A 19,648-nucleotide genomic window follows, 5' to 3' on the forward strand; every position below is an offset into this window, starting at 1 on the left:
CTTGAGTAATGGAATTACTGTGGATCGGCTTGAGTTGCTTTTAACAAGGTTAACAAGTTCGCAGCTTTTGGTTTCACCAGCCAGAATTTACGGCTGTAGAAGTCAAATTCATTGCGAATCTTGTATGCCCAAGCACTTCCTGTTTCTTTGATATGCTCATCAAGAATACGTAACAAGAACTCTTGATGGTCTTCCATTGACTCAGTCGAAATACGTGTCAAGTCGATAAGTTCGTGGTTGTAATAATCCACAAAGTCATTATCTAAATCAAGCACGTAAGCAAAGCCGCCTGTCATACCTGCACCGAAGTTATGACCGACTTTACCCAGCACAGTTACAATACCGCCTGTCATATATTCACAGCAGTGATCGCCTGCGCCTTCAATCACGGCAAATGCGCCAGAGTTACGCACCGCAAAACGCTCGCCTGCTGTACCTGCTGCAAACAATTTACCGCCTGTTGCACCATACAAACAAGTGTTACCAATAATGGCTGTTTCTTGAGTCTGGAATGGTGAACCTTTTGGTGGGAAGATCGAAACTCGTCCGCCTGCCATGCCTTTACCGACATAGTCATTGGCATCACCTTCAAGTTTCAAGTGCAAACCACCTGCATTCCATACACCTAAAGACTGACCCGCAGTTCCTGTCAGATTAACAATGACAGGATGCGCTTCCATATCCAGATTGCCATAGCGACGTGCAATTTCACCCGAAATACGTGCGCCGATTGAACGGTTACAGTTACCAATCGTATAAGTAAACTCACCGCCAGTACCAGCTTCAATGCTTGGCAACATGTCTTGTACCATTTGCTCTGCAAGTACGCCTTTGTCAAAAGGTTCATTACCTTGAACTTGACAATACTGCGCCTTGCCTTCAGCTGCTGGATGCGACTGTAACAATGGTGTTAGGTCAAGATGCGCATGTTTTGCGGTTTCACCCGGTAAAACTTCAAGCAAATCTACACGACCAATCAAATCTTTTAAGCTGGAAACACCCAATGCAGCCAACCATTCACGTGTTTCTTCCGCAATAAAGTGGAAGAAATTGATCAACATTTCTGGTTCACCAATGTAATGATCTTCACGCAACTTATCTTGCTGAGTCGCTACACCTGTTGCACAGTTGTTCAAATGACAAATACGAAGGTATTTACAACCAAGTGCAATCATTGGTGTTGAACCAAAACCAAAGCTTTCTGCACCTAAAATAGCGGCTTTTACCACATCTAAACCAGTTTTCAGACCACCATCGGTTTGAACACGGACTTTACCACGCAAGTCATTCACACGCAGTGCCTGATGCGCTTCACTCAAACCAAGCTCCCACGGAGAACCTGCATGGTGAATTGATGATAAAGGCGAAGCTGCTGTACCACCGTCATAACCAGAAATGGTAATAAAGTCGGCATAGGCTTTTGCCACACCCGCAGCAATCGTCCCCACGCCTGGCTCAGACACTAGTTTCACTGAAACCATCGCTTTTGGATTGACTTGTTTTAAGTCAAAAATAAGCTGTGACAAGTCTTCAATCGAATAAATGTCATGATGCGGTGGTGGAGAAATAAGCGTCACGCCCGGTACAGAATAACGTAACCGTGCAATCAGACTGTTCACTTTACCGCCCGGTAACTGGCCGCCTTCACCCGGTTTTGCACCTTGTGCGACTTTAATCTGTAACACTTCAGCAGAAGTCAGGTAAGCAGGTGTCACCCCAAAACGACCCGATGCAATCTGTTTGATTTTCGAGTTACGAATTGTGCCATAACGAGCTGGATCTTCACCGCCCTCGCCCGAGTTTGAACGTCCGCCAATGGTATTCATGGCAATCGCAATCGCTTCATGTGCTTCTGGTGACAATGCACCCAAAGACATGCCCGCAGAGTCAAAACGTGGCAAGATGTCTTCAACCGACTCAACTTGTTCCAAAGGAATTGAATTGTCAGTTTTAAGTTTAAACAAGTCACGAATGGTCGTAATCGGACGATGATTTACCAGTTCGGCATATTCTTTAAAGTCGGCATAGTTACCTGAACGAACCGATTTGTGTAATGCATTAATCACATCTGGGTTAAAGGCGTGGTATTCCTTACCGAATACAAATTTCAGCATGCCGCCTTGGTCGATTGGCTTACGGTTTTTCCATGCCAAATCTGCCAGTTGTTTTTGATCATTTTCAAGGTCAGCGAATGTTGCGCCCTGAATACGACTTGGAACGCCTGTAAAGCATTTATCTACCACTTCGCTCGATAAACCTACTGCTTCAAATAGCTGACCACCACGATAAGACGCAACTGTTGAAATCCCCATTTTAGATAGGACTTTCAACAAGCCTTTTTCAATCCCTTTACGGAAGTTGGCTTGTGCATGAATTGGGTCACCCAACAATTCACCTTTTGCAATTAAATCATTAATTACATCATAGGCAAGGTATGGATAGATTGCCGTTGCACCAAAACCTAAAATCACTGCAAACTGATGTGCATCACGTGCAACCGCAGTTTCAACAATGATGTTCGCATCGGTACGTAAACCCGTGTTAATCAAATGATGGTGAATTGCGCCTGTTGCAAGTACCGCATTTGCAGGTAAATAGCCTTCACGGATTTTTTTATCCGAAATCACCAATAACGTTTTACCATTGCGAATGGCTTGTGCAGCTTCTTCGCAAATACGCGTGATAGCGGCTTGTAGACTTTCAGATGCTTCATAATTTAAGTCGATATCGGCAATTTCATAGCCTTTACGACCCAAAGTACGAATTTGATGCATTTTTGAGTTTGATAATACAGGGCTTGAAATAATCAAACGGTCTGCATGTTCAGGCCCTTGATCAAATACGTTTTGCTCACGCCCCATACAGGTTTCAAGCGACATCACAATCGACTCACGTAATGGGTCAATTGGTGGATTTGTTACCTGCGCAAACTGTTGGCGGAAATAATCTGTTAGGTTACGTACTTGACGAGACAACACCGCCATTGGGGTATCGTCACCCATTGAACCGACAGCTTCCTGACCACTTTCTGCAATTGGACGTAATAACTGATCACGTTCTTCAAAGCTGACATTAAACATTTTTTGAGCAGCTTTCAGGTTATCCCCTGTTAAGCCTTTATCAATTAGATGTTCTTCTAACTCTGGGCTACCTTGTAAACGTACAGAGTTTTCACGCAACCATTGACGATATGGACGCATTTTTTTCAGGTGATTATTCACATCCTGAGTGTCGAGTACTTTGCCTGTAAAAGTGTCGATCACTAACATTTGACCGGGACCAACACGACCTTTTGACACAACGTCTTCAGGTGAATAACCCCACACGCCAATTTCTGAAGCAAGTGTGATGTAGTTATTTTTGGTGATGACCCAACGTGCAGGACGCAAACCATTACGGTCAAGCATACAAATGGCATGACGACCATCCTGAATAACCAGACCCGCAGGGCCGTCCCATGCTTCCATATGTTTTGAGTTGAACTCGTAAAATGCACGCAAGTCCGCATCCAGTGTTTCCACGTTCTGCCATGCAGGTGGAACAAGCATACGCAGTGCACGGAAGAAGTCCATTCCACCACCCACAAGGATCTCGAGCATGTTATCTAGGCTCGATGAGTCAGACCCTGTACGGTTCACAATCGGACTAAGTTCAGTTAAACCCGGTAATAATGGATTGGCAAATTTTGGAGTACGTGCCATTGCCCAGTTACGGTTTGCTGTAATGGTATTAATTTCACCATTATGTGCCAAATAACGGAACGGCTGTGCCAAATGCCAACGTGGTAATGTATTGGTTGAGAAGCGTTGGTGGAACACAACAATGTGTGAAGCCAAGCGTTCATCTGCAAGGTCTGTATAGAAGTCTGCAATTGCAGCAGGCATCATCAAGCCTTTATAGCTAATGACAGTTGAACATAAAGTCGTCACATAAAATGCAGGATCGTTTTTGAGTTGTTGTTCTGCACGACGACGCGCTAAAAATAACTTACGGTTAAATTCAACTTCAGATACGCCCATTGGGCAGTTTACAAACACCTGTTCAAATGCAGGTAAAGACTGTAACGCAATTTCGCCTAAAACTTCTGTTTTAACCGGCACAACACGCCACGCAATAACACGAAGCCCTTCCGCTTCAAGTTCTTTGGTTAGAATATTTTTTGAATGCTGAGCGATTGCAGGATCAAGGTTTAAGAAAACCGTACCAACAGCAAAAATCTCACTAAGGGTAATATCACTGAGTTTTTTTGCTTCGTCGCGGAAAAACGCTTTCGGCATAGCCAGTAATAGGCCACAACCGTCTCCTGTTTTACCATCTGCGGCAATCCCGCCACGGTGCGTCATGCAACTTAAACTATGAATGGCTGTTTGAACTAAATGATGACTTGCGTCACCTTGCATATGAGCAATTAATCCAAATCCACAGTTATCTTTAAACTCGTCAGGCTGATATAAACCTTGAGCGGGAGCTACAGTATTTGGCGATGGCATGTGCATAGCGTACCCTTCTTTTACATTGCTCGTCTGAGCATCACACTTTTTCTAACTTCCTTTGGCAATTGACATTTGGTCTTTTACAAACCAGTGCTCAAAGCCGTTACCTCTTCTCAAGAATAGACTGAATTAATCTACTCTTGTATATCTTTATACCAATATAGGAGGAGATTGATGCACTTTTTTGTAGCAGACACATCTGCTGTTTTGCGTCCGCATTGAATCTTTCTGCGCCAAAATAAGCACACTTGAACTCAACTCATGCACTAAACAAGCAAAAAACATGCCAATTAACAAAAAATATACAACATCCTTGATATATCAACCGACTAACGGATCACTCATTTAGCAAGCAACATCCAAATGCATTATTTATGAACCATTACGGTGCAAAACTAAAAGTCTAGATTATTTTTTGCCTTATTTTAGACCATTTTACACACAATTATATTTTTAATATTCCATAAAAATGCTTCAATTTAAGGCGTTTTAACAACAGGGTTTGATGCAGCAAGATGCGAGATATTCGACTTGGACTCTTCAACATTGACCACATTCCCCGCCTGATCTCTTTGCGTAATGATAGTTGACGTTGTGGGCTGACGATTCGCCTGTGCACGAGCAGCAGCCAGATTGTCCAGCATGGCTTGCTGTAACTCATCAATACGTGGAACAGGAGCAGGTTTGAGTTTTACCTCATACAAGGTACTATTTGAACTCAGCTCATCCATTCCCATATCATTCACATATGGAACATAATCTTTTAATGCAACCACTTTAGGGTGAACCGATTTAGGTAATTTTAAAGATAAACGCTGGAGCTGATCTTCTGCTTCTTGCTGACTATTAAACAGACCATAATTCAGTACATAGTGCTCTGGTTGATGTTCCAATGCTAAGCGAAAATATAAGAACGCATGACGATTGGTTTGCCGATCCAAAAAGTTACGGATAATATCTTCTTTGGTGACGCGCACCAATTCAATGCTATAGTTATTTTGGTTTGCCAATAAAAATTTAGTCCCACGAAACTCCATATCATGGTTACCCGAAGCAACGACACGTGTAGTCTGCTGCAAAGGGCGAACTTCGTCAGTCATCACCCCTAAGTTAGGTGTTGCTGCAACTTTCTCGGCCTGAAATTGGGGTTGAGCATCGCCAGCTACAGCGCCTTCATCCTTTTTTAAGGGGCGAATGTCGTTAATCAACCAAAAAATCAATGCGAAAAACAGGCTGATCAGTCCAATGCCCAATAATAGCCATTGTTGAAGTTTTTTATTTGCCTGATTTCGCATTTTCATTATGCACCTTCTTGATTTTCCAATATTGCTTGCTGCATTTTTTCCACATCAAAATCTCGGGTAATGACCGCTTGCCCAAGTTGTTTTAATAAAACTAAACGAAGCTGTCCATTAAGCACTTTTTTATCGTGTGCCATGAAACCCAAGAAATCATCCAGTGGAATTTGAGGACATCGTATCGGTAATCCTGCACGCTGTATGATTTTTTTTGTACGCGCCAGATCTTCAGCCGAAATCCAGCCCATTCGATAAGACAAATCGGCTGCCATCACCATACCTGTTGCAACCGCTTCACCATGCAGCCACACACCATATCCTAAAAATGATTCAATCGCATGACCAAAGGTATGTCCCAAATTTAATAATGCACGTTCGCCCTGTTCTTTTTCATCATTGGCAACAATCCGTGCTTTATGCGCACATGAACGGTAAACCGCTTCGGCCAATAATACTTCATCACCAGCCAACAATTGCTCAATATGCAGTTCTAACCATTCCAAAAATTCAAGATCACCTAACAGTGCATACTTAATAACCTCAGCCAACCCTGCGGATAATTCACGGCTTGGCAATGTTTTGAGTTGTGCCATATCTGCCAACACTGCCTGAGGTTGCTTAAAAGCACCGATCATGTTTTTACCCAAAGGATGGTTAATACCAGTCTTTCCACCCACACTTGAGTCAACCTGCGACAGTAATGTTGTTGGCACCTGAACAAAATAAACCCCGCGCTGGAAACTGGCGGCGGCAAAACCTGCCATATCGCCAACCACACCACCCCCTAAAGCAACGACTGTACAATCCCGATTAAATCCAGTCTCAAGCAGTGCATTAAAAATCAGGTTAAGATGTTCAATATCTTTATATTTTTCCCCATCAGGCAATATGCAATGTGCAACCTGCTTACCTAATTTTTCCAAAGCATTAACATAGGTCTGCAAATACAGCGGAGCAACGGTGTCATTGGTGACGATCATCACCTGCTTACCATGAATGTACGTGGCAAGTAACTGTTCAGGGTTTAACTGACTGCCAATAAAAATTGGATAACGACGATCACCTAATTCAACATGTAATGTTTGCATGACACAACCAATGAAAATAAATTAATGAAAATGGGGATACTGCACAGAAATTTCTTTCAGGATTTTTTGTGCAAGTTCACGGGCAGCACCTTGATGCGTATCGATAATATAATGCGCGATTTCCCGATAGAGTGGATCACGAATTGCGAGTAAATCTTGCAATCGTTTTTCAGGATTTTCAACTTGTAATAATGGACGATTTTTATCGCGATACGTTCGTTGTAACTGGATTTCTACAGGAGCATAAAGATAAACAACAATACCGCGTTGCTTTAATGCCTGACGATTTACAAATTGTGTAACAACGCCACCACCTGTTGCTAAAACCAAATTTGAACGCTGGGTCAACTCATCAATCGCCATCTGTTCACGTTGACGAAACCCCAGTTCACCTTCTTTTTCAAAAATCCATGGAATCGAGGCGCCCGTTTTACGCTCGATTTCATGATCACTGTCGACAAACTCACGCCCTAAAAGTTCAGCAAGATGTCGACCAACTGTCGTTTTTCCAGCCCCCATGGGCCCCACCAAATAGATATTTGGTAGGGGGATTAATGCTTTCTTTGGCAAGGAGCCACCTATACAATTAGAGCAACCTTTTTATCTTAATGATTTCTCGAAAAAGTGTCATTAACTATTCGAGGGGTAATAAAGATTAATAACTCTCGCTTGGTCTGTGTTTTCGTTCTGTTTTTAAACAAATTTCCAACAACAGGTAAGTCACCAAAGAACGGAACCTTATTCACTTCATTCGAGCTTTGATCTTCATAGAGTCCACCCAATACAACCGTTTCACCATTATTGACTAAAACATTGGTGTCGAGTTTGTTGGTATCAATGGCATAACCTGCATCGGTTAAAGTACCAATCGTATCTTTAGAAATATTCAATTTCATTTGAACACTTCCCTCTGGAGTAATACTTGGCACAACTTTAAGTTCAATCACCGCATCCTGAAACGATGTTGTTGTTCCAGTATTTGCACTAGAAGTTTGATACGGAATTTTAACCCCCGAGCGAATCGTTGCTTCTTGTTTATCACCCGTCATGACTTTAGGTGTCGATACAACCTCACCTAAACCATCTGCTTGTAACGCTGAAAGTTCTAAGGTAAGTAATGAATCAGCGGTATTTAATAAACCAAATGCAATACTTGAAGAGTTCGCAACCGTCGAACCTAAATCGACATTGAGGTTATTGTTAATCGTATCACTTTTACCTGCATATTTATTATTATGCATTGTCCATAAGTTTTCTGTATTACTTGCAACTGTTGTCCCTTTACTCGACAAAAATCCCCATTTCACCCCAAGTGATTTAGAGAAATCAGTTGATGCCCTCACAATTCGAGCTTCAATCATGACTTGTTTTACCGGGACATCTAATTGGTCCAACATTTTCTTAATTTGTTCAATCTTGGTCGCAGTGTCATTTACAATGACGGTATTGGTACGTGCATCTGTTGTTACCGTACCTCGACTACTCAACAGAGAACCAACAGAATCACCTGTAATATCTGTTGTGCCACTTGTGGCACCACTACTACTACCTGAACTAGAACTATTCGGGTTAATCAGTTTTTGGATATCTGCTGCTTTTGCATAGTTCAATTGAATATATTCAGTTTGCAATGGCGCTAACTTAATACTTTGTGCATATGCCTTCGCCTCATCTTCCTCAGCTTTAATCAAATCTGTATTTGGAGCAACCCAAATTACATTACCATTTTTACGCTTGCCCAGATTTTTGGTTTTTAAAATAATATCTAATGCCTGATCCCAAGGAACATCCTTTAAACGCAAGGTAATATTGCCTTGAACACTATCCGCAGCGACGATATTTAACCCTGTAAAGTCAGCAAGCAACTGTAGAACGCGGCGAACTTCAATATCCTGAAAATCTAGAGAAATTTTCTTTCCTGAATATGTCTTAGATGTACGAGGGCGATTCATTGTGGTCGCGGTTTCTTCTTTTTTCGCCACGCTAATCGTTAATGTTTTTTCTGCCTGATATGCCATATAGTCAAAACTACCGCCAGCATTCACATTAATCACACCATTGTGTCCATCATTATAGGCATCAACAGTAGATACAGGCGTTGCAAAATCATTCACATTTAAGCGTTTAATCAGGTAAGAAGGAAGTTTGTTGCCTAAAAACCGTACAACAATTTTACTACCCTGCTGTTTTACATCAACAGGCGTACTTGGGTCATTCAGGTTAATCACCACTTGACCTTCACCTTTACTACCTCGCTGAAAATCAATACCACTCACGCCTTGTTGCATCGGCATAACAGGCTTTGCAATATCTGAAGTCGATGCTGCTGTGGCTGAATTAATTTTCAAAATAAAGGTATTGCCTTCGACCCGAGTGGTGAAAGCGCCTGCATTTGCAAGATTAACCGTTAAACGCGAACGTGTCGTATCCGAGCTTAAATCGACAGATTTCGCCTCTGCTGTCGCAACAGGAATTGTCGTTTGCTTCAGGCTTTGCCCTGCTTTATTAAAGTCCAGTACTAAGCGCGATGGTTGTTCAAGCTGATAGGCTTGTGGCTGAGGTGGCAATCCATTAAACATGACACGGATTTCTGTACCTTGACCCGGCACTTGTAATGGTACGATGTTGGTAATTGCAACCTCGGCATGCGCACCCTGAATAACGGCCATGGCAATCGTGGTAAGTGCAAACTGGCGAATCAATGGATTCATGATGCGGTGTTCCCCAAAAACTGATTTTTTGACAGAGTTTTTCATTATTATTTCCCCAAAATTTATGATGTCGGCCCAATCAACACAAGACTTCTAGGTCGCTCAACATAACCATCATGTCCATCCGAAATGATTTCAGTCAATTCTATTGATGTTGGTGTAATTTTGGTAATACGCCCTTGATTAAGCCCGATATAGTTTCCAACCTGTACGCGGTCAATATCACCATCGGGCGTTTGAATTAATGCAACAATTCGACCACTGAGATCTTTCATGCTGCCTTTCATATTCAATGTTTCCAAGGCATAGCTTTCAAGTGGTTGAGGTTGTCGTGAAAAATCAGGGTAGACTCGTTTACCCGCCATCACCTTTAATTCGGTATACAATGATTTAGGTAAAAAAGGACTTCTTAAATTTTGAGCATCATAATTAAATAATGGCACTGAATTAAATGTTGGTGGCGGTTCAATCGGCAATGGCGGCTGATTACGAATCGTCGTCATTTGCTGAGTTACATCTGCAACTCTTGAATCACACCCTGAAAGCGCCAAAACCACCAATGCAAGCATACTTAGAGATTTATAGTTCATCATTTACGCTTCCCCATTTTTTTTGTGGAGACGCCTCCAGTGTGGGTATTGGATGCAGATGCCTCATTACTTTGGGCTTGATTACCCAATGAAGAATCACCCTCTTTAACTTGATCTGCGCTATCGCCTAAATATCGATATGTTTTGGCTTTAATCGTATAGGTCAGCACAGGAATTTCTGATTTTTTATCCGTTGGCTGGTTGGCAGTAATCGTAAAATCATGCAATGTGACAATACGTGGTAAAGCGGCAATTGCACTGGTGAATTGGCCAAATGCGTGATAATCGCCTGTCGCTTCAATCGAAATCGGTTGTTCAATAAAGAAATCTTGAGCCACTTCTTTATCAAGGCTAATATTTTTAAATTTTAAGCCCGAATCTACGCCTGTAATATTAATATCTTCAACTAACCCAGGGACTTCTGACTCTTTTGGAAGTTGCTGCAATTGATGGTTAAAGTTTTGTTGCATCACCACCAGTTGCTTTTTATATTGTTCCAGATTACGTAGTTTAGATTCTTTATCTCGATAATCATTGAGCAAGTTGGTTTCTTGCGCCTTCGCTGTCGAAATTGCGTCAATCTGACTACTAATTAAGGCAAAATAACCAACGAAGCACACCAGTAACAAAATAAAAAACCAGCAGGTAATTTTAACTGGTAATGGCCAACTACCATAATTACTTGGATCTAAAGAATTAAATTGCTGAATAAATTTATCCAAAGTAAATTTTTTCTTTGCTGGTTTCGCGTTACCTTCGTTCAAATCTTCAAGTTGCTGTTGACTCATGGTTTAGCTCCTTGTGGTTGATTTGCCCCTTTTGTGTTTTGTTGGTCTTGCGCATTTTGTTCTGTAGATTGTGCGATTGCCCCTAAATCTGCTGTCACAACAAAACTACCATAGCTGGCTTCTACACGAGGAACCACCGATGTCTGCTGTGTATTGCCTTTGTCATCTGCGGCGATAAATGAACTCATGAACACATTACGATACCAAGGAGACGCACCAAGTTTACGCATAAACTCTGCCACAATGTTTGGACTTTCAGCTTTTCCTTCAATGCTGAATTGATCACCTTGACGTGTCACTTTTGTCAAATATAAATTGTCTGGAATAACACGAACCAGTTCATCAACCAGACGAACCGTAATTGGTCTTTGAGCCTGTAATCCCTGAATCAACTTCATACGGTCAATAATCGCTTTACGTTGTTCCTGCAAGCCATTTAAAGCTTGTAACTTCTGATCAAGTTGCTGATTATTATTTGTAATCAATTGATTGGCTTCTTGCTGATCATTGAGTTTATGTTCAAAAAAACTCCATGCAAGAAATACGACCAATACACCCATTAATGCCGATACAATGGACACCAAAATAAAGCTTTTTTTACGTTGCTCTCTACGCTCATCACGCCAAGGAAGTAAGTTAATCTTAGCCATTAATCAAAACTCCTCAACGCAAGACCACACGCAACCATTAATGAGGAAGCATCATCTTCTATTTTTTTAATATTAATTTGAGGTGAAAAACCCATTTGTAAAAACGGATTGGCAACCGTAACTCGATATCCCAATGATTGTTGTAAAATCTTGGCAAGCCCAGGTAGGTTTGCTGTCCCACCTGCCAAAAGAATATGGTCAATATCATTAAACTGAGAAGAAGAGAAAAAGAGCTGTAACGAACGCTGTGCCTGCTGGGCAACACTGTCCATAAATGGTAATAAAACCTCAGCGTCATAATCGTCTGGCAGACTGCGGTCTTTCTTTGAACGTCCTGCATCTGCAAAAGACAAACCATAGCGCTGCTGAATGTCTTGTGTTAACTGCCGCCCACCAAAAACATGCTCTCGAGTATAGATAATTTTGCCATCTTGCATAACTGATAGCGTTGTCATCGAATGGCCGATATCTAACAGTGCAATCACACGCGCCCCCATTGGTAAGGTATTTGAAAATACCGTCAGTGCGCGCTCCATGGCATAACTTTCTACATCTGCAACTTTAGGTGTCAAACCTGCATAAACCAATGCTTCATTACGGTTATCGACGTTTTCTGTACGTGTCGCCACCAATAAGACATTCACACGACCCGGCCGTCCTGTTGTTTCAGGCAAAACTTCAAAATCCAGACTTACATCATCTAAGGCAAATGGAATATATTGTTCTGCATCCATCCGAATTTGAACTTCTCGTTCATCGTCATTCATGTCCTCATCCATTTCAATGATTTTGTGAATCACTGTGGATGTCGGAACGGCAAATGCCACATTAACTGTGGATGGATTCCCTATCTCTAATGCTTTTTCAATCGCTTCGGCAACGGCTTCTGGGTTAACAATATTTTTCTCAACCACAGCCCCTTCGACCAATGGGACAAGCGCATAGCTTTCGACCCAATAGCGATCATTCTTGATGGAAAGTTCCAACAACTTTACAGAAGTCGAACTAATATCGACTCCTATTAACCCTTTTTTAGGTTTACGATATACCCCAAACACTATGTTTATTCCTGTTATTTTTTATGTAAAACAGCGATACGTGTCATATATTCCGAGAATTCGTAGCAGTAGCGCATACAATACTTGTATATAATACCCCTGAACAAAGTTTTTCTAGGCTATACTCAACCTCGGTCACCCCACTGTATATTAAATATCACTTGTTATGAAAAAGCTATCTTGTTCGGGTCGAATTCATCCAATTTTTTTATTTTTCCTGATTATCCTAGTTCTCATCCCAATGGGGTTTTATGGCATGTATCTCTACATTGCCCCCTCTTTGCCGGAAATGAGCAGTTTAAAGAAGGCACCATTACTCAAACCGATTCAAATTTATACTGCTGATCAGCAGTTAATCGGCGAATATGGCGGTAAATTATCGGTTCCTGTCGATTACAAACAGATTCCTCCGCATTTTATTCATGCTTTTCTGGCCGCAGAAGATTCGTCATTTTTTGAACATAGTGGTATTAGTTTCAAAGGGCTTGGACGTGCATTAAGTGAAAGCTTAACTGGGTCTGATGTGCAAACAGGTGGCTCAACCATCACCATGCAGGTTGCTAAAAACTATTATTTAAGCCCTGAACGCACCTTAAAGCGCAAACTCACCGAAATTTTTCTAGCGCGCAAAATCGAACAAAATCTAAGCAAGCAAGAAATTTTAACATTATATGTAAATAAGATTTTTCTGGGTAAAAATGCCTATGGGATTGCTGCGGCAGCAAAAATTTACTATAACAAAAACTTAAATGACCTCAGCATTGCCCAAATGGCCATGATTGCAGGTTTGCCTAAAGCACCTTCTAAATATAATCCTGTTGTTAATCCTGAACGTGCGTTAGAACGTCGTAACTGGATTTTGGGTCGTATGTTGCAGCTGGGTTATATCAACCCGAATGAATACCGTAAAGCTGTTGCCGAACCACTCAATCTCAATATGCCTGACCGTGGTGTGATCAATCGTTTTCCATATATTGGTGAAATGGTACGTGCAGAAATTGTAGATCGATTTGGTGCTCAGGCAGTTGATTCGGGTCTTAAGATTTACACCACTATTGACAGTAAACGCCAACAATATGCCGAAGAATCGGTTCAGGCAGGTTTAGAAGATTACGACCGCCGACACGGCTGGAGAGGCGCTGAAGCACATGGTCAGCCTTTAAGCAAATTTGTAGCTTATGCCAATACCTATCCAGCCAAAGTCATTAAGGTTGGACCAAATACCTTTGAAGCTGAACTTGCTGATGGAAAGGTCATCACAGTTCCATGGTCGGGCATGGCGTGGGCTCGTCCTTATCGTAATGCAAACAGCGTTGGCCCTGCACCTTCTCGCGCATCTCAGATTGTCAAAGTAGATGATATTATTCGTCTTCGACCAAATGACAATAAAACGGCATGGTCTTTGGTACAAATTCCTAAAGTTCAGGGACAATTGATTGCGCTAAATCCGAACAATGGTGCTATCGAAGCCGTTGTAGGGGGCTATAGTTACTATCAGTCTACCTTTAACCGTGCGCTACAAGGTTGGCGTCAACCCGGCTCTACCATCAAACCGTTTATCTATGCGCTGGCACTTGAACGTGGCATGACGCCTTATACTATTGTTGATGATAGCCCGATCACGATTGGCAAATGGTCACCGAAAAACTCGGATGGTCGTTACTTAGGTGAAATTCCTTTACGTCGTGCTTTATATCTTTCTCGTAATACTGTGTCTGTACGTTTATTACAAAGTGTTGGCGTTGAACGTGCACGACAATTATTAATGGATTTTGGTTTACAAGAAAATCGTATTCCCCGCAATTTCACCATTGCATTAGGGACACCTCAGGTACTTCCTGTACAAATGGCAACGGGTTACGCAACATTTGCCAATGGTGGATATCGTGTTGAGCCTTATTTCATCGACCACATTGAAGATGCCTATGGCAAAGTGATTTATCGCGCAAATCCAGAATATGCGTGTATTTCATGTATTCAGCAAGATCAACCACAAGCCAATGCAACAAATACAGCAGCAACACCCGATGATGAAGCTTTCCATGAACATCTGACCACACCATCTCCAAACAAAGTGGCAATGCAAAAAGCAGATGTCAGCAAGAGCAACTACCGTCAGGCACAGCGAATCATTAAATCAAGTTCAGCCTATGATATGGCGAATATTTTACATGATGTGATTCAGCTGGGTACGGGACGTGCTGCCTTGCGTATTGGACGTGATGATTTAGGTGGTAAAACAGGGACAACCAACGATGCAAAAGATGCATGGTTTGCGGGCTTTAATGGAAAATTAGTCGCCATTACTTGGGTCGGATTTGACCAGCCGACAACCCTTGGTCGTAAAGAGTATGGTGGTGTCGCAGCTTCGCCTCTTTGGATTAACTTTATGAGCAAAGCTTTGGCAGGAACACCGTCTGCGTGGGTGAGCTTTGATAAAGATGCCAAAGCACCGACATTGCATAATCAAAATGCAACTCAGGTTGGTCTGCAAGAAAATCGGGTTACTCCACCTTTGGCACGCCCTGCCTATCATCCTGCACCTGTTGTGCCTGTGCGTAAACATGAGCAGGATTTTGAAGATTTGCCGGGCGAGGAAATTTTACTTCCTTCGAACCAAACACCGCCTAAAATGGGTAATCCAACTGCGCCTTCACGTAAAGCAGATGCCATTGAACAGCTGATTAACCAAGTGAATTAATATCATATAAATTCACACAATAAAAAGCACCCTTGCATGCTAACCGTATTTTGGTTCATTCAATGGGTGCTTTTTTATGGGATCACTTTCTTAAAAACTAAAATGCTACTCCATCCGAATCCGTTCATTCGTTGCATCATTATTGACACACATCGAATGAATCAAAACAAGACCAGAATCGAATGCTTTATTACATTAAGACATCTTTGCAATCGTGCTATGTCAATCAATATAGTCTATAAAATCAGGACATTCCAAGTAGAGCATAATCGATTTGTATTTTTCGACTCATACATGACCCGATCTGCCTGTTCTAGTAGTAAATCAGGCGAAAGGGAATCAAAATTTTCTTCCACACACACCACACCTATGCTGACATTACACAAAATTGTCGGTTTCCAAAGCGTAATCCGTTCAGCAATTTTTGTTGCTTGTTCTGAACAAATATTGGGAACTAACCAAACAAATTCATCACCACCAATCCTTGCAATCACATCATCGTTGCGACAAATCGATAATAAATATTTGCTAAATTCTTTTAACAATTGGTCGCCACTCGAATGCCCCTGATAATCATTGACCAACTTAAAGCCGTTTAAATCCATATAAAATAAGCTAAATGGCAAATGATTGATTTGTGATTTTTCAATTTCCAATGTGAGCAATTTAATAAAGTAACGGCGGTTCCATAAATTTGTTAATGAATCTTTGTTCGACAATTCATATAACTGTCGGGTGCGTTCTTCCACCAGCATTTTAAATTTTTTTTCATTGGCGCGTGCCTGATCCCGTGCAATTTTGACATCAAGCAACATCCCTTGAAAATATGTATCAAACAACAGTTGTTCATCAAAAGACAATAATTTGTCGAGCGCTCTTTTGGTACTTTTTAAGCGCAGTGGTTCAACGATGTTGTCCCCCAAGACTTCATAAATCCGATGCTTTAATGAAATCATCGAAGAAAGATACATATTCGGTGAAATATTCACACGCTTATGCACCAACCCAATTCTGAGTCGACTATTCACATAATCTAAATCATAGTTACCATTAAATAATTGTTTTACATATTGTTCCAGACTTCGCTTTAATCTATTGAGTGTTGCGACGTCACCAATAATGATCGACAAACTTGGTACTTTGAGCAGATTCTGATAAAAGCAATCAATGATTTCTTCTAATTCTTTTTCGATATAACTGGCTGCTGCGATGAGCAACTGCTCATCATCCATGGTGAACTGAAGTAATTCTTTTCGGTAAAGAATCTCAATTTCTCCAATCTCCAGTTGGTCTGCTAGGGTCTGATAAACCATCTTTTGCAACATGACAACACCCTAATTAAGCCTTTTATCTTTTTTCATACATATATTCCCATATCATCCAATGAAGCCCCCATTTGTATCGCTTCAATCAGTAGAAAAACACCCCAAGTTCATTAACCAAAATTCATAAAAAATACGAATGATCTGTCTTATTTACTGTTTTTTACCACACCTCAAACGAGAGGTGCGCTTTCTTTAATGAAATGATTATACGTCCCATCTTAATTATATTGGGGATTGAAATATACAAAAAATATCTGAATTCGGATAGATCACACGGTTATTTGGCTTTCCGTTCTCAATTTTACATACCCAACCGATCGGCTCCCTACTATTTCAATTCAGAAACAAAGATCTACTACATTCAATGCTGCTGTGCATTCCCTTACGGCTTTACAACAGACTTTGATCATCATTAAAAAGAACGCTCGTCAATATTGCTTTAAAGACTCAAGCTTTTGACGTAATAAAAGAAATGTATCCAGATCGTTTTGTCTATTGACGTAAATGACAACAATAAAAATCAGATTAAACTGACATATTTATCGAAAAATTTTTATTCAAACTATTGATAATAATCAAGATAAACCAAAACATTCTGCATAAAAATATATGTTAAACTGCTTTGATCACGAGAAATCCATGACCATTGCGTCACGGCTTGATACAACTCATCATATTGTTTTTGGCTATAGTTATCATAAGATTAAAAAAGTGATGCGTACAGTTCAAAGGTATGCAACTTTCTTTTACAGACAATCCTCCAAAATAAAGGAGATCAGGGCATGATCCACGCAGGTAAAGCCATTTCTATTCTCATGTTAGAGGGTGAAATTGCAGAGTTCCGCTTTGACTTACAGGGTGAGTCAGTTAATAAATTTAATAAAACGACCATTGAGGATTTCAAAGCAGCAATCGAGGCCGTCAAGGCACACCCTGAAATTAAAGGACTGTTGGTCACATCGGCCAAACCGACTTTTATTGTTGGTGCAGATATCACTGAATTTGGTGAAAGCTTTGCTCAAGGCGAACAAGCCATTAAAGAATGGTTGTTTGGTATCCACGAAATTTTTAACAGTTTTGAAGACCTTAACATCCCGAAAGTTGCTGCCATTAATGGCATGGCTTTAGGCGGTGGTTTTGAAATGTGTTTGGTGTGTGACTATCGTGTGATGGCACAATCGGCACAGGTTGGGCTTCCTGAAATTAAACTCGGTATTTTCCCAGGGTTTGGTGGGACTGTTCGCCTAAGCCGTTTGATTGGAACTGACAACGCGATTGAATGGATTGCAACTGCAACCCCTAAAAAAGCTGCTGATGCACTCAAAGATGGTGCTGTCGATGCAGTTGTTACTGAAGATAAATTGCGCGAGGCTGGATTAGATTTAATTCAGCAAGCACTTAACGGACGTTTAGACTGGAAAGCGAAACGTCAGGAAAAACTTGTACCAATCAAATTAAATCAACTTGAACAGTTGATGGCCTTTAACACTGCCAAAGGTGTAGTGTTCTCTAAAGCCAACCCTGCACAGTACCCTGCACCCAAATTTATGCTGGACTCGCTGCAAACTTCAGTGACCTTAAACCGTGATGATGCGGTAAAAGTTGAAGCAGAAGGATTTGCAAAAGCAGCGGTTACGCCTCAAGCCGAAGCTCTAATTGGTCTTTTCATTAATGATCAAGTCGTCAAAAAAATGGCGAAAAAGCACGAACAAGGCGCACATCCTGTCAATCAGGCGGCGGTACTTGGTGCGGGGATTATGGGCGGTGGTATTGCCTATCAGGCTGCGAGTAAAGGCACGCCTATTATCATGAAAGATATTGGGAATGCCCAACTTGCACTGGGCATGGCAGAAGCCAATACCTTGCTGACCAAACAAGTAGAACGCAGTAAATTAACCCCTGCAAAAATGGGGGAAACACTGGCACGAATCCGCCCTTCTTTAAGTTATGATGAATTTAAAGAAGTAGATATTGTGATTGAAGCAGTCACAGAAAATCCAAAAATCAAAGAGGCTGTACTTGCCGACACCGAAGCCAAAGTTCGTGATAACACCATTATTGCGTCAAACACGTCAACAATCTCCATCACACGTTTGGCAAAAGCCCTCAAACGCCCTGAAAATTTTGTCGGCATGCACTTCTTCAACCCTGTACACATGATGCCATTGGTTGAAGTCATTCGTGGTGAACATACTTCAGAAGAAGCCATTGCAACGACGGTAGTACTTGCTCAGAAAATGGGAAAAACCCCGATTGTTGTCAATGACTGTCCTGGATTTTTAGTCAATCGGGTGCTCTTCCCTTACTTTGGTGCATTCGATTTATTGCTTAAAGATGGTGCTGATTTCCAACAAATCGACAAAGTGATGGAAAAATTTGGCTGGCCCATGGGGCCTGCATACCTCATGGATGTGGTCGGAATTGATACAGGCGTACACGGTGCAGAAGTCATGGCAGAAGGTTTCCCTGACCGTATGAAACCAGACTTCAAAGGCTCTATTGAAACGCTTTACCAAGCCAATCGTTTAGGTCAAAAAAATGACGTTGGTTTTTATAAATATGTCATTGACCGTAAAGGTAAAAAGGCCAAAGTTCCAGACTTTACCACTTATGACATCATTTCTGAGGTGGTTACAGGCGAACAACGTGAATTTGACTCACAAGAAATGATTGACCGCATGATGATTGCTTTATGTAACGAAACAGTCCGTTGCCTAGAAGATAAAATCGTGGCAACACCGCATGAGGCAGATATGGCAATGATTATGGGAATTGGTTTCCCTGCATTTCGTGGTGGGCCATGCCGTTATATCGACCAAACAGGCGTGGCAGAATACGTCGCCCTCTGCAACAAATATGCCCACTTAGGTAAAGCGTATGAAGCGCCACAACTGTTGCGTGACATGGCTGAAAACAACAAAAAATTTTACGGTTAAGGAGCAACGT

12 protein-coding genes are annotated in these 19,648 nt (G+C 41.5%); 2 read left to right on the plus strand and 10 right to left on the minus strand.

Annotation, left to right across the window (positions count from 1 at the left end):
* Nucleotides 1–14 precede the first annotated feature (14 nt).
* The 9 genes from gltB to ABDV70_RS08530 form a co-directional block, all read right to left on the minus strand.
* Nucleotides 15–4,490: a glutamate synthase large subunit gene (gene gltB / locus ABDV70_RS08490; protein WP_343597015.1), complete on the minus strand. Its 4,476-nt coding sequence runs from the start codon at nucleotides 4,488–4,490 to the stop codon at nucleotides 15–17.
* A gap of 482 nt (nucleotides 4,491–4,972) precedes the next feature.
* On the minus strand, nucleotides 4,973–5,794 hold the full coding sequence (locus ABDV70_RS08495; RefSeq protein ID WP_343597017.1) for a hypothetical protein: 822 nt from the start codon (nucleotides 5,792–5,794) through the stop codon (nucleotides 4,973–4,975).
* Entirely contained in the window at nucleotides 5,794–6,879 is a 1,086-nt protein-coding gene (gene aroB, locus ABDV70_RS08500; protein WP_343597019.1) for a 3-dehydroquinate synthase, read from the minus strand. The genes ABDV70_RS08495 and aroB overlap by 1 nt, the downstream gene beginning before the upstream one ends.
* 21 nt (nucleotides 6,880–6,900) lie before the next feature.
* On the minus strand, nucleotides 6,901–7,461 hold the full coding sequence (aroK, locus tag ABDV70_RS08505) for a shikimate kinase AroK (protein WP_343597077.1): 561 nt from the start codon (nucleotides 7,459–7,461) through the stop codon (nucleotides 6,901–6,903).
* Between the two features lie 23 nt (nucleotides 7,462–7,484).
* On the minus strand, nucleotides 7,485–9,635 hold the full coding sequence (locus ABDV70_RS08510) for a type IV pilus secretin PilQ family protein (RefSeq protein WP_343597020.1): 2,151 nt from the start codon (nucleotides 9,633–9,635) through the stop codon (nucleotides 7,485–7,487).
* A 17-nt stretch (nucleotides 9,636–9,652) separates the two neighbouring features.
* Nucleotides 9,653–10,183: a pilus assembly protein PilP gene (locus ABDV70_RS08515; protein WP_343597021.1), complete on the minus strand. Its 531-nt coding sequence runs from the start codon at nucleotides 10,181–10,183 to the stop codon at nucleotides 9,653–9,655.
* Nucleotides 10,180–10,968, minus strand: a complete 789-nt coding sequence (locus tag ABDV70_RS08520) for a type 4a pilus biogenesis protein PilO (RefSeq protein ID WP_343597022.1) — start codon at nucleotides 10,966–10,968, stop codon at nucleotides 10,180–10,182. Before ABDV70_RS08520 ends, ABDV70_RS08515 begins: the two co-directional genes overlap by 4 nt.
* Complete coding sequence (locus tag ABDV70_RS08525) at nucleotides 10,965–11,618, minus strand: PilN domain-containing protein (RefSeq protein WP_343597024.1); 654 nt, start codon at nucleotides 11,616–11,618, stop codon at nucleotides 10,965–10,967. The genes ABDV70_RS08520 and ABDV70_RS08525 overlap by 4 nt, the downstream gene beginning before the upstream one ends.
* A complete protein-coding gene (locus tag ABDV70_RS08530) occupies nucleotides 11,618–12,676 on the minus strand; it encodes a pilus assembly protein PilM (RefSeq protein WP_343597026.1) in 1,059 nt (352 codons plus the stop codon). The genes ABDV70_RS08525 and ABDV70_RS08530 overlap by 1 nt, the downstream gene beginning before the upstream one ends.
* Nucleotides 12,677–12,842: 166 nt before the next feature.
* Between ABDV70_RS08530 and ponA the strand changes: the two genes are divergently transcribed.
* Nucleotides 12,843–15,377, plus strand: coding sequence for a penicillin-binding protein PBP1a (gene ponA, locus ABDV70_RS08535; RefSeq protein ID WP_343597029.1), 2,535 nt, complete (start codon nucleotides 12,843–12,845; stop codon nucleotides 15,375–15,377).
* 236 nt (nucleotides 15,378–15,613) lie between these two features.
* On the opposite strand, the gene ABDV70_RS08540 is transcribed toward ponA, so the two are convergent.
* Nucleotides 15,614–16,702: a GGDEF domain-containing protein gene (locus ABDV70_RS08540; RefSeq protein ID WP_343597031.1), complete on the minus strand. Its 1,089-nt coding sequence runs from the start codon at nucleotides 16,700–16,702 to the stop codon at nucleotides 15,614–15,616.
* Nucleotides 16,703–17,484: 782 nt separating this feature from the next.
* Here ABDV70_RS08540 and fadB point away from each other — a divergent pair.
* Nucleotides 17,485–19,638 carry a fatty acid oxidation complex subunit alpha FadB gene (gene fadB / locus ABDV70_RS08545; protein WP_343597033.1) on the plus strand — a complete coding sequence of 718 codons (2,154 nt, stop codon included), beginning with the start codon at nucleotides 17,485–17,487 and terminating at the stop codon, nucleotides 19,636–19,638.
* The last annotated feature ends 10 nt before the right edge of the window (nucleotides 19,639–19,648 follow it).

It is taken from the genome of Acinetobacter sp. (assembly GCF_039596015.1).
In the GTDB taxonomy this organism is placed as follows: domain Bacteria; phylum Pseudomonadota; class Gammaproteobacteria; order Pseudomonadales; family Moraxellaceae; genus Acinetobacter.

Excerpts from the sequence above, each read along its gene's own strand:
- aroB (WP_343597019.1), bottom strand. The coding sequence starts at position 6,879 with ATGCAAACATTACATGTTGAATTAGGTGATCGTCGTTATCCAATTTTT.
- ABDV70_RS08495 (WP_343597017.1), bottom strand. The coding sequence starts at position 5,794 with ATGAAAATGCGAAATCAGGCAAATAAAAAACTTCAACAATGGCTATTA.
- gltB (WP_343597015.1), bottom strand. The coding sequence starts at position 4,490 with ATGCCATCGCCAAATACTGTAGCTCCCGCTCAAGGTTTATATCAGCCT.
- ABDV70_RS08540 (WP_343597031.1), bottom strand. The coding sequence starts at position 16,702 with ATGTTGCAAAAGATGGTTTATCAGACCCTAGCAGACCAACTGGAGATT.
- fadB (WP_343597033.1), top strand. The coding sequence starts at position 17,485 with ATGATCCACGCAGGTAAAGCCATTTCTATTCTCATGTTAGAGGGTGAA.
- ABDV70_RS08525 (WP_343597024.1), bottom strand. The coding sequence starts at position 11,618 with ATGGCTAAGATTAACTTACTTCCTTGGCGTGATGAGCGTAGAGAGCAA.
- ABDV70_RS08510 (WP_343597020.1), bottom strand. The coding sequence starts at position 9,635 with ATGAAAAACTCTGTCAAAAAATCAGTTTTTGGGGAACACCGCATCATG.
- ABDV70_RS08515 (WP_343597021.1), bottom strand. The coding sequence starts at position 10,183 with ATGATGAACTATAAATCTCTAAGTATGCTTGCATTGGTGGTTTTGGCG.
- ABDV70_RS08520 (WP_343597022.1), bottom strand. The coding sequence starts at position 10,968 with ATGAGTCAACAGCAACTTGAAGATTTGAACGAAGGTAACGCGAAACCA.
- ponA (WP_343597029.1), top strand. The coding sequence starts at position 12,843 with ATGAAAAAGCTATCTTGTTCGGGTCGAATTCATCCAATTTTTTTATTT.